Raw genomic sequence first — 13233 nt, forward strand, 5'->3', positions numbered from 1 at the left:
GGGAGCATGATGAATAGCGCCCATCGCAGTGACGCCGAAGATAACAAGAGCCTGATTCTGGTGGTCGATGATGAGCCCAGCAATCTGCAGGCGTTGCGCGGCATTTTGCGCGACGACTATCGCCTGATCTTCTGCTCCAACGGCAATGAGGCGCTGAAGCTGGCCGCCGAGCGGCAGCCGGACATAATCCTGTTGGACGTCATGATGCCCGGCATCAACGGTTACGACACCTGCGCCCGCCTCAAAGAGAGCTCCAGCACTTTTGAGATTCCGGTGATCTTTGTCACCGCCAAGGATGAGGATCTGGAGCAGGAGCGCGGTCTGGAGTTGGGCGCGGTGGACTACATCGGCAAGCCCTTCAGCGCCGGGATTATCCTGGCGCGCATCCGCACCCACCTGGGCATTCGCAACTATCAGCGCAGTTTGATGCGCGCCATGGACGCGCTGCAGAGCGCCAAAGAGGAGGCCGAACGCGCCAACCACGCCAAGAGCGCGTTTCTGGCCAATATGAGCCATGAGATCCGCACCCCGCTCAACGCCATCCTCGGTCTGGCCAATCTGCTGGCCGACTCCGGCCTGCCGGAAGACGCCAGCGGCATGGCCAGCAAAATCTGCACGGCGGGCCAGTCTCTACAGTTTCTCATCAATGACATCCTCGATTTCTCCAAATTGGAGGCGGGGCGACTGGATATCGAACAGGCGCCGTTCTCGCTCTACGCCATGCTCGATAATCTGGGGGTGATCCTCAACGCCAATCTGGGCGACAAGCTGGTGGAGGTGACCATCACGCCGCCGCCCCAGTGTGACAAGCTGATTGGCGACTCTCTGCGTCTGGAACAGGTTCTGATCAATCTGGCCAACAACGCCATCAAGTTCACCGCCGAGGGACATGTGGCCGTGGTCATTGAGAGTCAGCCCGCCGAGCCTGGGCGCTGTGTGTTGAGGTTCGCTGTCAGCGACACCGGCATCGGCATGACGCCGGAGCAGCAATCGCGGATTTTTGCGGCGTTCTCCCAGGCTGATAGCTCCACCACGCGCCGTTTTGGCGGCACCGGACTGGGGTTGACCATCAGTCGCGAGTTGACAGGCTTGATGGGCGGCGAATTGTCGGTGGCCAGTGAAGAGGGCAAAGGCAGTGAATTCTTCTTCACCCTGGATTTGGCTTGCGACGCCGACTTGGAAGAGGCGCCCCCGGCGATTTCGGACGCGAAATTGCGCGTGGGTCTGGCGATTCAGACGGCCCACTCCCAATCGGCCATTGCACAGTGTGTAGCGGCCTTGGGCTGTGATGCGGTGGATCTGACTCCGTGTTTGACCAGTTCCAAGGATCCCGCCGCCACCCCCGCCATCACCCTGGATGAGGGGGTGGACGTGGTGTTGGCCGACCAGTGCGTGCTGGATGGCGAATATGGCGATCCGGCGCATGCCGAATGGGCGGCGCTGGGGCGGGAGCAGAGCGATGAGCCACCGCTGCTGATTCTGCTCACGCGCCGCGAGACCGGTCCGCTGTCGACCACCTTCAACGGCTCTGCGCCCGATGCGCGTTTGGGTAAGCCGGTCACTCCGTTGGCGCTGGCGCGCGCCATAGAGCAAGCGCGCCGCCGTCGCTCTGGGGAGGAGCCCGCATCGGGAGCGCCGCCGCGGGTTGAGCGTCTGCAGGGAATGCGCATCCTTGTGGTGGATGACAACCCGGTCAACCGGGAGGTGGCGCAACGGGTGTTTCACCGCGAAGGAGCCCATGTCGACCAGGCCGATGGCGGTGAGAACGCCATCGCCATGGTGCAGGCCGATCGCGGCTATGATCTGATTCTCATGGATGTGCAGATGCCCGGCATGGATGGCTACGCCGCCACTCAGGCGCTGCGCGCGCTGCCCGGTGGCGAGAAGATCCCCATCATTGCGTTGTCGGCGGGGGCGTTCAAGAGCGAACGCGGCATGGCGCTGGATGCGGGCATGGATGGGTTCGTCGCCAAGCCATTGGACGTGGAGCTGGCGGTGGCGCTGATTTTAAAACTCACCAATTGGCGGGTCAGCGCGGTGGATTCTGCGGAGGTGGAGAGCGATGCGCCGAAAATCCCTGAGAAAATTGCGCTAGCAACCAGTGAACTGAATGTTGCGCGCAGTCTCAAACTGTGGGGAGATGACGAAGTTTATCGTCAGTTCCTCTCGCAGTTCCTGGTGGATCATGACGGCTTTGTCGACAGCGTGGCGCAGATGCCGCCGGAGGCGGCGGCCTCGGCGCTGCACAAGCTGGCGGGCGTGGCGGTGAATCTGGGTCTGGATGAACTGAGTGAAACGGTGCGCGCGGTGGAGATGCGTTTGCGTGAGTCGCCCTCAGCGATGACATCCCAGGAGCAGACGCAAGCGGCGCAGGCTCTGCGCGCAGCGTATGCGGCGGTACAAGCCTATTTGGATGCGGGAGCGCAATGAGTTTCGTTCGCTTCTTTTGCAGTAAAAAACTGAATTATAGCGTTGATTTCTTAGCTGTTTTTAGCGCAGTATGAAACTATCGTTTTGGGGGAAAATAACCGGGAAGGTCGGTCGATCCGTCGCCGACTTCCCGCTGGCGCGAAAGGGCCTGACATGAAGCTCGATGATTTCGTCAACCGTCTGAAACCGCGTATTAAGCAGGGCGCGCGCGTGTTGTACGCGGAAGATGATACCGGCACCCAGTACATCTGGCGCAAGCGGATTTTGGAGCCGCTTGGGTTCCATGTGACGGTGGTTTCCGATGGCCAGGAGGCGCTGGATAAACTCAGCAGCGAGTCGTTCGATCTGATGATCACCGACTTCGACATGCCCAAGGTGACCGGCACCGAGCTGCTCAACCAACTGCGCGCGGCCAACAGCCGTATGCCGGTGCTGTTTCTGACCGGTTTGGCCACCCTCAAGGCGATCAACACCCTCAACGATCCCCATGTTTCGGTGGTGGCCAAGCAGGAGATCCACCGGCTGGTGGATGAGGCGCAATGGGGCGAGGAGCAGCGCGATAAAGCGGTGGCCGATATGGAGGCGTTCTTCCGCAAGGCGGGCGTGAGCGTCTAACCCTCTGCGCGATGTGCGGGACTCCCCCCTCGTCACAGAGCGTGGGTTAGAGCCGTGTGGCTGATGACAGGGCTCAAAAGGTGATGAGAATATATAGTCGCTTGAATCCAGAATGACACACATCCAAAGCGCTCAATGTTTGCGTGACGCAGGCTGAACTTGCGCTGACTATGGGACAAATTTCCAACGGAAATTTGTCGGGATTCTTAAGGGTCTGTGACCCTTAAGCTGGTGTGGGCGGAGCCCACGGTTTGGATGTTGACCTTGGGAGCTCGAGGGCATAGCCCTCGATATCTTTCAGCGCCCAAATGTTCACTATTGAATGCTAGCGACTATAAAAAAAGGCGCGACCCTTTGGGGTCGCGCCTTTTTTGTGCGTGTGTGCGAAGCAGCGCTTAGTTGGCGGCCTGCTGCGCGGCTTGCTGCTGTTGTGCTTGCTGGAACAGAGCAGCGAAGTTGATGGGGTCCAGCACCATCGGCTTGAAACCGCCATCCTGCACCACCGAGGAGACCAGCTGACGCAGGTAGGGGAAGAGGATGTTGGGGCACTCAATGCCCAGCACCATGGGCAGATGCTGCTCAGGGATGTTCTTGATCAGGAACAGACCGGCATACACCACTTCCGCCAGGAACATGGTCTTCTCGCCGCTGGCGTCTTTCACCGTCACCGTCACCTGCAGGGTGACTTCATAGTGATCGTCGGACTTGCGCGCGGCTTTGGTGTCGAGGTTGAACTCCGCTTTGGGCTCGCCGGTTTCGCCAAACGCGTCCGGGGCGTTGGGGCTCTCGAAGGAGAGATCTTTCAGGTAGAGTTTGGCGACGTGAAACACCGGCGGTTCCTGTCCGGCGGCGGCGTCTTGCGGGTTCTGGACTTCAGACATGATTGCGCTCCTTGGTTGGCGACCCCGCAGCGGGATCGTGTTGGCGTCGTATTTGACAGGCTGTGGCGAAACCGCCGTGGGCGGCGGTGCGGCCAGCAGCGATCAATGCGCGGCGGCATTGAAGGGCGTCGCACAGAGGTGTTCGCCCCCGGCGCGACGCCAATATCTGAGATTATTCGCTTGAACCCGCGTCGTTGGACGATTCGCGGGGGGAACTGGCGGATTGATCCTCGCCCTGGCCACCGCTGTTGGTGGTTTGCGCCTGCCCATCGGCGGGTTTGCGCCGCCGTCTGCGGCGACGTTTCTTCTTCGGCGCCTCGCCGTCAGGCGCCGCTTGCGGCGCGCCCTGGGGGGTGGAACCGGCGGCGCTCTGCGCCGCCTCTTGAGCGGGTGCGGCGGCTTCGCCTGAGGCGTCATCGCTCTTCTTGGGGCGACGTCGGCTCTTACTGCGCTCGCCACTCCCGCGCGAGGGGCCGCCGCTGCGCTTGTCATCGCGGCGTTTGCCGCCGCGCTCGTCACGCTCCTTGCGCGGCGGTTTGGGCGGACGCTTGAGCTCCGCCATCAAGGCGTCTTCGGCCCAGGCGGTCTCGATCTTCATGCCGATGTACTTCTCAATCGCCTCGAGATTGTAGGCGCCCTCCTCATCCACCAGGGAGATGGCGTCGCCCTGGGCGCCAGCGCGCGCGGTGCGGCCGATGCGATGGACGTAATCCTCGGGGTTCTCCGGCATATCGTAGTTGATGACGTGGGTGACGCCATCGATGTGCAGACCGCGCCCGGCCACATCGGTGGCGATGAGCACCGCCAACTCGCCCTCTTGGAAGCGGCGCAGAACCTTCAGGCGTTTGACCTGGGGCACGTCGCCAGAGAGATAACCGGTGCTGATGCCGTTGAAGTCCAGCCAGCGTTTGACCCGCTCGCCGGCGCGCTTGGTGTTGACGAAGATCATCGCCCGCGAGCCGGTGATGCCCTCTTCGTCGTCGTGCTGCATCTCCTGGCGCAGGATGCCCGCCAGCAGGGAGATCTTGTCGCTGCCCATCACATGGTAGAGCGCCTGGGTTACCCGTTCGGCGGTCTTCACGTCCACCGTGGTGGAGAGCACCTCGGGCATGTCCATGTATTCGTAGGAGAGCTCCTGGGCGCGATAGGAGAGGGTGGCCGAGAACAGCATCGACAACCGTTCCTGGTAGGGCGGCATGCGTTTGAGCATGTAGCGCAGGTCGTCGATGAAGCCCATGTCGAACATGCGGTCGGCTTCGTCGATGACCAGCACCTCGATGCCTTTGGCGATCCACGCCTTCTGCTTGAAGTAGTCGATCAAGCGGCCTGGGGTGCCAATGAGGACATCTACACCGCCATCGGTGAGCGCATCGCGCTGCTTGTCGTAATCGATTCCGCCATACACCGCCAGGATATTGAACTGGGTGTGGCCATTGAGGCCGATGGCGTCCTGTTCGATCTGCGCCACCAGCTCGCGGGTGGGGGCGATCACCAGCACGCGCGGCGCGCTATGATGGCCCGCTTTGGCCTCCAGCTTACGCGGTTCGTTGACCAGGCGGGAGAAGGTGGCGATCAAAAATGCGGCGGTTTTGCCGGTGCCGGTTTGCGCTTGTCCGGCCACGTCCTTGCCCGCCAGCGACAGCGGTAAGGTGGCGGCTTGAATGGGGGTGCATTGGGTGTATCCGCAGTCGCGGATGCCGGCTTGCACCAGCTCGGGAATGGGGAGCTTGGCGAATTCCATGAGGTCTCAATTTTCCAGCGCGACGACGCAAGCTGAACACGCAAAAAGCCGACCGGGGAGTTCCCGGTCGGCTCATGCGCTTGGTTCAGATCACAATGCGCTCCGCGCTCTGGGCTTGTGCGCGTTCACGGATGAGGCGCAGTAAGCGGCAGGGGGAGGGGTTGGGCGCGCACGGGCCAATAGCCTGTGGCGACCACACCGGCGCATGGTCGATCAGGCCGCGGCTCCGGCGGTGACCATCTTCTTGACGCGGGCGTTCAGACGCTTGACCCGACGCGAAGCTTGGTTCTTGTGGATGATGCCCTTTTTGGCGGACAGATCCAGCACCGAGATGGCGTCCTGCAGGCTGCTCTTGGCCTGGTCCACGTCGCCAGCTTCCACCGCAGTGGCCACACGCTTGGTGATGGTGCGCATATGGGCTTTGGCTTGGCTGTTGCGCTCGGTGCGCTTGGCGGTTTGACGGATGCGTTTGAGGGCGGATTTATGATTGGCCACTTGCGCGGACTCCTCTGGTATACAAACGGTAACGTTCGGTCTTTGATCGTATTTTGACAGGCGCGCGCAGGTCAGGGGTCGAAGCGGTTAGCCTGAGTTCCCAACTTCCAGACGATTTCAACGCCTGGCCTTGCGCGCGCATGGCGGTGAACCTACTCTGTGCGTTCATTTGAACGGACAGATCCGTGCGCCCATTGGGCTGCGTGACTTGATGTTCCGCGCAGGGCGAAAACCAAACCTGCGCGCATCCCAGCACAAACCGGCGCCACGGAAACGCGCAGACTAGGCGATCATGACCCCATTCGTCAACACTTTTCTCCCAACGCCTTGCGCTTGTGGTCGAGGCGACCGTCCATGAACGACGCACAGGAGACGACCGAAGAGGCGTCCGGCGGCGCGGCGCGGGCGCTGCGCCGCAACCGTTTGGTGCGGGCGGTGGGCACCATCAGCTTCTTTACCCTGTTGTCGCGCATCCTCGGTTTTGTGCGCGATATCGTCATCGCGCGGGGCTTTGGCGCGGGCATGGGCGCCGACGCCTTCTTCGTTGCGCTGAAGCTCCCCAACTTTTTGCGCCGTCTGTTTGCTGAAGGGGCGTTTAGCGCCGCCTTTGTACCGGTCTTCTCCGATTATCTGGCGCGGGGCGACGAAAACGAGACCCGCCGCGTGGCGCAGGCGGTGTTCACCACCCTGCTGCTGGTGCTGGCTGGGGTGGTGCTGATCGGGCAGGTGGCCATGCCGCTGCTGATTACGGTGGCGGCGCCGGGCTTCTATGATGATCCCGAGAAGTTTGAACTGACTGTGCTGCTCACCCGCATCACCTTCCCCTATATTCTGTTTATCTCATTGTGCGCGCTGGCGGGGGGCATTCTCAACAGCCACCACAAATACGCCGTGCCCGCCGCCACGCCGCTGCTGCTCAATGCGTCGCTGATCGGCTGCGCCACGCTGTTGGCGCCGCGTCTGGAGCAGCCTGCGGTGGGGTTGGCCATCGGCGTGTTCCTGGGCGGCGTGTTGCAACTGGCGCTGCAGTGGCCTGCGCTCAAACGCATCGGCCTGCCGTTTCGCCTGCGCTTTGACTTCAAGCATCCGGCCATCAAGCGCACCCTCCTGTTGATGGGACCGGCGATTCTGGGGGTGTCGGTGGCGCAGATCAATCTGCTGTTCGATGTGCTGCTGGCCTCGCTGCTGCCCGACGGCTCCATCTCCTATCTCTATTACGCCGACCGTCTGGTGGAGTTTCCCCTGGGACTCATCGGCATCGCCATGGGCACGGCGATTTTGCCCGCTCTGTCGGCCCATGCGGCGCAGAATGACATCGACGGGCTGCGCCAGGACCTCTCCTTCGCTCTGCGCCTGATCGTGGTGATCAACATCCCCGCCGCAGTGGGGCTTATCGTGCTGCGCGAGCCGATTCTGGCGCTGCTGTTTGAGCGCGGCGCGTTCACCCCCGAGACCACCGCGTTGACCGCCCAGGCGCTGCTGGCCTACGCCACCGGCTTGGTGGCGTTCTCTGCTGTCAAGGTGGCCGCGCCCGCCTTCTATGCGCGCAAAAACACCAAAACCCCGGTGCGCATCGCCATGTACTGCATGCTGGCCAACATGGTGTTCAATGTCATTCTGATGTTCCCTTTTGCCCACGCCGGGTTGGCGTTGGCCACGGCGCTGGCCTCCTATCTGAACATCGCCCTGCTGCTGCGCGCGCTCAAGAAGGATATCGGCTTCTCATTGAATGCGGAGATCTGGCGCGCGGCCTGGCGCGCGGGGTTGGCCTCCATCGGTATGGCGGCTGCGCTGGCGTGGGGTGTGGAGCGTTTTTGGCGGGCCGGTGAATTGAGTGGCGCTGAGCGCGCGATTGTCTTGCTTCCCCTGATTATCGGGGGCATTCTGGTGTTTGCGCTTTTGGCCAAAATCCTGCGTTTGCAGGAGATTGAGCAGTTGTGGGGCTTGCTGCGGCGCAAACGGAGTCGAGGGGCGTCATAACGCCCGATGAGGGGATTTGCGCGCTACTGGCGCCGGAACGGAAGGACGATGGCGGAGCCCGATTACCATGCCATAGCGCTCAAGCCGGCCATTGGCCATGCGTTGCTGCAACGCATGGCCGGGTTGGTGGGCGTCTTGTTGCTGGCGTTGGGCGCCCTGTGGGTGCGCAGCGAGTACGTCGATTTCCAACATCAGACCCACTCCCTGCGCGATGATCACCTGCTGCATCTGCGCACCGACCTGAAAAACCGCGTCGAGCACGTACTGTCCCACATCCGCTACACTCGCCAGGGGTTGGAAAACGGTGTGCGCGAGCGGCTGAGTTTGCGCGTGGATGAGGCGGTGACCATCGCCAGCCATCTCTACGCCATGCGCGATCAGGATGCGCCGGAAAACCAGATCCGCTTTGATATCCGCCAGGCGCTGGATCCCCTGCTTTACAACCGCACTCGGGGCGAATTGTTTCTCTACTCTCCTCGCGAGCAGAACGCTCTGGTGCTGCCGTCTCAAATCAGCGTGAGCGAGCAAGAGCACTTTCTGCGTCCGGATCAGGACGCCGCGTTTCATGTGATTCCCAACGCCAACTCGTCGTTGGGCGAAAGGCTGCTCTACGCCAAACGTTTCAAACCCTTTGGTTGGGTCTTCGGGGCTGGCGCGCGCATGGCCGAGGAGACCGAGAAGCTGCAGCGGGAGACCATCGAACGGGTGTTTGCGGCCAATATGGAGCAGAGCTCGGTGCCGTTTTTCCTCATCTCCGATTTGGGCGAGAAGCTGCTGCGCGATGGCGCGGCGGACTTCCTGCCGGATCTGCAGCGCCCGTCGGGCAAACGCATGCTCGAGCGGCTGATGCACTTTGGCGACTCTGGCGGCGGCTTTCTGTTCGATCCGGAGTTGCCGCTGCACGATGACTCGTTGGAGAGTTTGCATCAGCGCCGCCTATTTTACGTAGCGCGCGCGCCCGGCTGGAATTGGCTGGTGGGCGCCAGCGCCTCCCTGGCCGCCAGCGAGCGTGAAATTCGCCAATTGGAGTCGGAGCTGACGCTGTCAATTCTCAAAGGGTTGGCCGAGGGCGCTGCGGCGTTGCTGCTGCTGCTGCTGGGGCTCTCCTGGGTGGCCAAACGCTTCGCCGAACGGGTGCAGCGCGACAGCGACGAGTTCCGCGCCTTCCTGCGCACCGTGGCGCTGGGGGAGGCGGCGCACTTGGATCCGCTGAGCCTGGGCTTTCGCGAGCTGAGCGAGATGGCCGCCACCGCCAACAGCATGTCCCAGGCGCGCGCCAAGATCGATGCCGAGTTGCGCGAGGCCAAGGAGGAGGCGGAAGCCGCCAGCGAGGCCAAGAGCCGCTTTTTGGCGGTGATGAGCCATGAGATCCGCACCCCGATGAACGCTATTCTGGGGCTGGCGGAGTTGATGGGCGAGGCCGACAATCTGGCTCTGGGCGAACGCGAGCATGCGCGGGTGATCCATCGCAATGGGCGCGCGTTGCTGACGCTGCTGGATGATATCCTGGATGTCTCGCGTCTGGAGTCCCATCAACTCAAACTCAGCGCCGAGGAGTTCGACCTGCGTCTGTTGCTGGAAGACGCCCTCTCCACTTTCCGCCATCTGGCGCAGGAGAAGGGGCTCTCCATTAGCCTGGAGTGGGATGAGCAGGTCTCGCCCTATCGGGTGGGCGACCCCGACCGCCTGCGTCAGGTGCTGGTCAACCTGATGGGCAATGCGCTGAAGTTCACCCCCAGCGGCGGCATTGTGCTACGCGCTTCGCTACAGGAGCGCCAGGCCGTGCTGTTGGAGGTGATCGACACCGGCGTGGGGATTCCCGAGTCTCACCAACAGGCGATCTTCCAACGTTTCCACCAGGTGGATGGGTCGGCCACCCGGCGCCAGGGCGGGGTGGGGCTGGGGCTGTTCCTATGCCATCAACTGGTGGCGGCTATGGGCGGGGAGCTGCGTTTACAGAGCGAGCCGGGGGTGGGCAGCCGCTTCTACTTCACGCTCAATACGCCGTTGGTGGAGAAGTCCGCCGCCGTCGAAATGGAGCGCGCCCACCAGCCGATTCCTTCATCGCCGGAGCATCACTCCGCAGGCCAGAGCGCTTTGAGCCATCGCCGCATCCGCCTGCTGCTGGCGGAGGACGCCGAGGACAATGTGTTGCTGGCGCGGGCCTATCTGAAATCGCGACCCAACGTGGAGTTGACGGTGGCCCCCAATGGCCGCGAGGCGGTGCGCTATATCGAGTCTGAACGCTTTGATCTGGTGTTGATGGATATTCAAATGCCGCTGATGGACGGCTTGAGCGCGGCGCGTTCGGTGCGGCGCTGGGAGGCGGACATGGGGGTGACGCCCACGCCCATTGTGGCGCTGTCGGCCCACGCCATGCGCGGCGACGCCGAAAAGAGTCTGGACGCCGGCTGCGACGCCCATTTGAGCAAGCCCATCAGCAAGCGGCAACTGCTCGACGCCATCGATCGCTACGCGCGCCATCTCTAGCAATACGAAACCAAAATTGAACGGAACGGCCAATGTTTGCGTGACGCAGGCCCCGCTTGCGTTGACTATTGGCCGCCGACTGGTCGGCGGCGGGGTCTGGGGGCCGCGCCCCCAGCGGGGTGTGGGGCGGCGCCCCACGGTGTGGTCTTTGTCTGTTGGGGAGTTTGACGGCGCAGCCCTCAATATCTTCTCGCTTCAACGGTCTATTTCTATTTTGCGGCGACTAGATAACCCCTTTAATCTCAAATTTCAGGCAAAAAAAAAGCCCATCCGTGGGCTTTTTCCCCCTGTTGCGGGCGGGTCATCACGCCGCCCTCTGATCCCCGGCCCGAGGGGCTCCCACCCTCGGACCAGTGTTGCCCCATCCTGGGGCCAGACATGGGTGTGCTTCCACACCCTGCTCATGCGAACCTGCTGTTTTTGTTATTCTGTGCGCGCTGATTACGCCGCAGTGCGCTCCTTGTCGTCCCCGGCCACGCGATTGCGGCCGCGGGACTTGGCCAGATAGAGGGCCTGGTCGGCCTGTTTGACCAGATGTTCGGCGTCGGGCAGCTCGCCCTGACAGGCGGAGACCCCCACGCTGATGGTCAGCGGGCGCCCCTGGTAGCGCCGTTTGCCCAACGCGCGCCCCATGGAGGCGACGCCGCTGCGAATGCGCTCGGCGTACTGCATGGCGTCGGCCATCTGCGCGCCGCGCAGAATCACCATGAACTCCTCGCCGCCGAAGCGACCGGCCACGCCATCGGTGCGGGTGAGCGCGCCCAGGGTCCCGGCCACCATTTTCAGCACGTGGTCGCCCTCCTGGTGGCCGAAGTCATCGTTGAACTTCTTGAAATGGTCGATATCCATCATCACCAGCGCCAGCGGCGCGTTCTGTTTGCGCGCATAGGCGAACTCCTGGGCCAAGCGTTTATCCATGTAGCCGCGATTGTTGAGGCCGGTCAGGGCGTCGCGCTCGGCGCTTTGCCGCATGCGGGCGTACTGCCGCGCATGGTCCAGCGCCGCGCCCATTTCACGACACACCGCGCCCAGCGCGCCCAGCTCCAGCGCCTCCAGTGGGCGCCCGCGTTTGCCGTTATGACATAACATCACGCCGTGGGCGGAGCGGTCGCTGTGAATGGGCGAGACGCCCAGCTCGCGCGCGCCCAGGGCGTCGAGCATGCGCCGCTCCAGGGCGTTGGCGCCTTGAATCAACCAAGGGCGGCGGCGGCGTATGGCGGTGAGCAGCGACTCGGCGCCCTCCTCCAGCGGGATCGACGCCAGTTGCTGTTCATTGGCGTGCTCCTGCGGGCCGTCCTGGGCGAACAGTTTGAGAGTCTTGCGATCCGAGGCGATGCGATAGAGCAGCACCCGGCCAAATTGGAAATCCTTGCGCACCGCCTTGGCGGTGGAGCGAAAGATTTCGCGGAAGTCGAGACTCCGGTGCGGCGCCAGAAGACTGGCGCGCGGGGCCGGGTTGGCGAAGGTGTCCGCCGACGGCGTATGGCCCTTGTGCTGGGCGGCGTGCTTGAGCTGCGCATTGACCCGGCCCAACTGAATGTTGGCTTTGAGCAGATTTTCGCGCCAATAGCCCGGACCCGGCAGGTCGATGGGGTAGAACCCGGCCAGCCGCGTCATCTCGCCATGAATGCGTTGCAGCAGTCCGCTGGTGGCCAGCCGCTCCGGTTGCATCAGACGCGTGACCGCCTCCGATAGCGTCGGGTGACGGCGCTCGGGCACCGAGCCCATGCCCAGAATCCAGGCCAGATAGTCGCTCAGTTGCAGCACGGCGGTGAGGCGCAGAGTGGGCTCGTCGGGGCCTGCGTCCTCCTCTTTGTCGTCCAACTCGTGACGGTCGGCGATGGCGTCCACCACATGCGCCGGGAAGCCCCACTGGTCGGCCATGAAGGCGCTCAGTGCGCCGTGACTGACGCCGCCGAGGAGGCGTTCGGCTTCATCCACCTCCCACGGGGTGGCTTGCGCGATCTGTTCGATCATCACCGCATCGGCGCCCAGGCCGATGTAGAGCGGCGTCTTGCCGATGTCGTGCAGCAGTCCGCTCATCCACGCTTCGCGCGGGTCGGCCAAGCCGGTGCGTTCGGCCAGGGTTTGCGCCGCCACCGCAGTGGCCAGCGCATGACGCCAGTGCTTGAGCCCCTGGTGAAAGCCGCCGGGGATGTCGTTGACGGTGATCTCATATAGCAGCGCCTCAATGGCCAGTCGGGTGAACTGGGTGCGGCCCAATGCGTCGGCGATCTGGGGAATGCCGTTCTCCGGCTTCAGGCTGGCGGGCCAGTCGTAGAGCAGGCGCGCCTGCAGCCGTTCGCCCAAAGTGGCGGTGTTGGCGAATTGCGCCGCGCAGTCCGCCGCTTTGGCGTCGGGGCTGCGGGACAGTTTGTTCAGCGCGCTCAGTTGCGCTTTGTACAGCGGTTCGGCGTCGCCGTAGGCATTCTGCAACGTCTGACGCGCTGCGTTTTCTGTTTTGTCGAATGAAGCGTTCATGGCTTGCATCCTGATGCGACTCTTGGCGGTCGTCGGAGTGTAAAAATTGTGTGCAAACTCTCGTGACGCCAAATACTAACGCAGGATATGGGCCAATCAGTTAATCATAGTAAAAACAGC

At 62.8% G+C, this 13233-nt stretch carries 8 protein-coding genes; 4 read left to right on the forward strand and 4 right to left on the reverse strand.

The features are described 5' to 3' along the window. Positions 1-9: 9 nt before the first annotated feature. A complete protein-coding gene (locus tag MAIT1_RS02620; protein ID WP_158089268.1) occupies positions 10-2430 on the forward strand; it encodes a response regulator in 2421 nt (806 codons plus the stop codon). A 153-nt stretch (positions 2431-2583) separates the two neighbouring features. Continuing rightward, entirely contained in the window at positions 2584-3045 is a 462-nt protein-coding gene (locus tag MAIT1_RS02625) for a response regulator (RefSeq protein WP_085440466.1), read from the forward strand. 395 nt (positions 3046-3440) lie between these two features. Here MAIT1_RS02625 and secB read toward each other — a convergent pair whose 3' ends face one another. The 3 genes from secB to rpsT form a co-directional block, all read right to left on the reverse strand. Next, positions 3441-3926 (reverse strand): protein-export chaperone SecB, encoded by a 486-nt coding sequence (gene secB / locus MAIT1_RS02630; RefSeq protein WP_085440467.1) that lies wholly within the window; start codon positions 3924-3926, stop codon positions 3441-3443. A gap of 172 nt (positions 3927-4098) precedes the next feature. After that, entirely contained in the window at positions 4099-5667 is a 1569-nt protein-coding gene (locus MAIT1_RS02635) for a DEAD/DEAH box helicase (protein WP_085440468.1), read from the reverse strand. A 213-nt stretch (positions 5668-5880) separates the two neighbouring features. Next, positions 5881-6162: a 30S ribosomal protein S20 gene (gene rpsT / locus MAIT1_RS02640; protein WP_085440474.1), complete on the reverse strand. Its 282-nt coding sequence runs from the start codon at positions 6160-6162 to the stop codon at positions 5881-5883. Positions 6163-6516: 354 nt separating this feature from the next. On the opposite strand from rpsT, the gene murJ reads away from it, so the two are divergent. Together murJ and MAIT1_RS02650 are read left to right on the forward strand one after the other, a co-directional pair. Continuing rightward, entirely contained in the window at positions 6517-8142 is a 1626-nt protein-coding gene (gene murJ, locus MAIT1_RS02645; protein ID WP_085440494.1) for a murein biosynthesis integral membrane protein MurJ, read from the forward strand. A 48-nt stretch (positions 8143-8190) separates the two neighbouring features. Beyond that, complete coding sequence (locus tag MAIT1_RS02650) at positions 8191-10632, forward strand: ATP-binding protein (RefSeq protein WP_158089269.1); 2442 nt, start codon at positions 8191-8193, stop codon at positions 10630-10632. 441 nt (positions 10633-11073) lie between these two features. Here MAIT1_RS02650 and MAIT1_RS02655 read toward each other — a convergent pair whose 3' ends face one another. Then, entirely contained in the window at positions 11074-13113 is a 2040-nt protein-coding gene (locus MAIT1_RS02655) for a sensor domain-containing diguanylate cyclase (protein ID WP_158089270.1), read from the reverse strand. Positions 13114-13233 lie beyond the last annotated feature (120 nt).

This window comes from Magnetofaba australis IT-1, assembly GCF_002109495.1.
GTDB lineage: Bacteria > Pseudomonadota > Magnetococcia > Magnetococcales > Magnetococcaceae > Magnetofaba > Magnetofaba australis.

Bases quoted from the DNA above. Each gene is read 5' to 3' on its own strand.
- MAIT1_RS02650 (WP_158089269.1), top strand. From the start codon at position 8,191: ATGGCGGAGCCCGATTACCATGCCATAGCGCTCAAGCCGGCCATTGGC.
- MAIT1_RS02655 (WP_158089270.1), bottom strand. From the start codon at position 13,113: ATGAACGCTTCATTCGACAAAACAGAAAACGCAGCGCGTCAGACGTTG.
- MAIT1_RS02620 (WP_158089268.1), top strand. From the start codon at position 10: ATGAATAGCGCCCATCGCAGTGACGCCGAAGATAACAAGAGCCTGATT.
- secB (WP_085440467.1), bottom strand. From the start codon at position 3,926: ATGTCTGAAGTCCAGAACCCGCAAGACGCCGCCGCCGGACAGGAACCG.
- murJ (WP_085440494.1), top strand. From the start codon at position 6,517: ATGAACGACGCACAGGAGACGACCGAAGAGGCGTCCGGCGGCGCGGCG.
- MAIT1_RS02625 (WP_085440466.1), top strand. From the start codon at position 2,584: ATGAAGCTCGATGATTTCGTCAACCGTCTGAAACCGCGTATTAAGCAG.
- MAIT1_RS02635 (WP_085440468.1), bottom strand. From the start codon at position 5,667: ATGGAATTCGCCAAGCTCCCCATTCCCGAGCTGGTGCAAGCCGGCATC.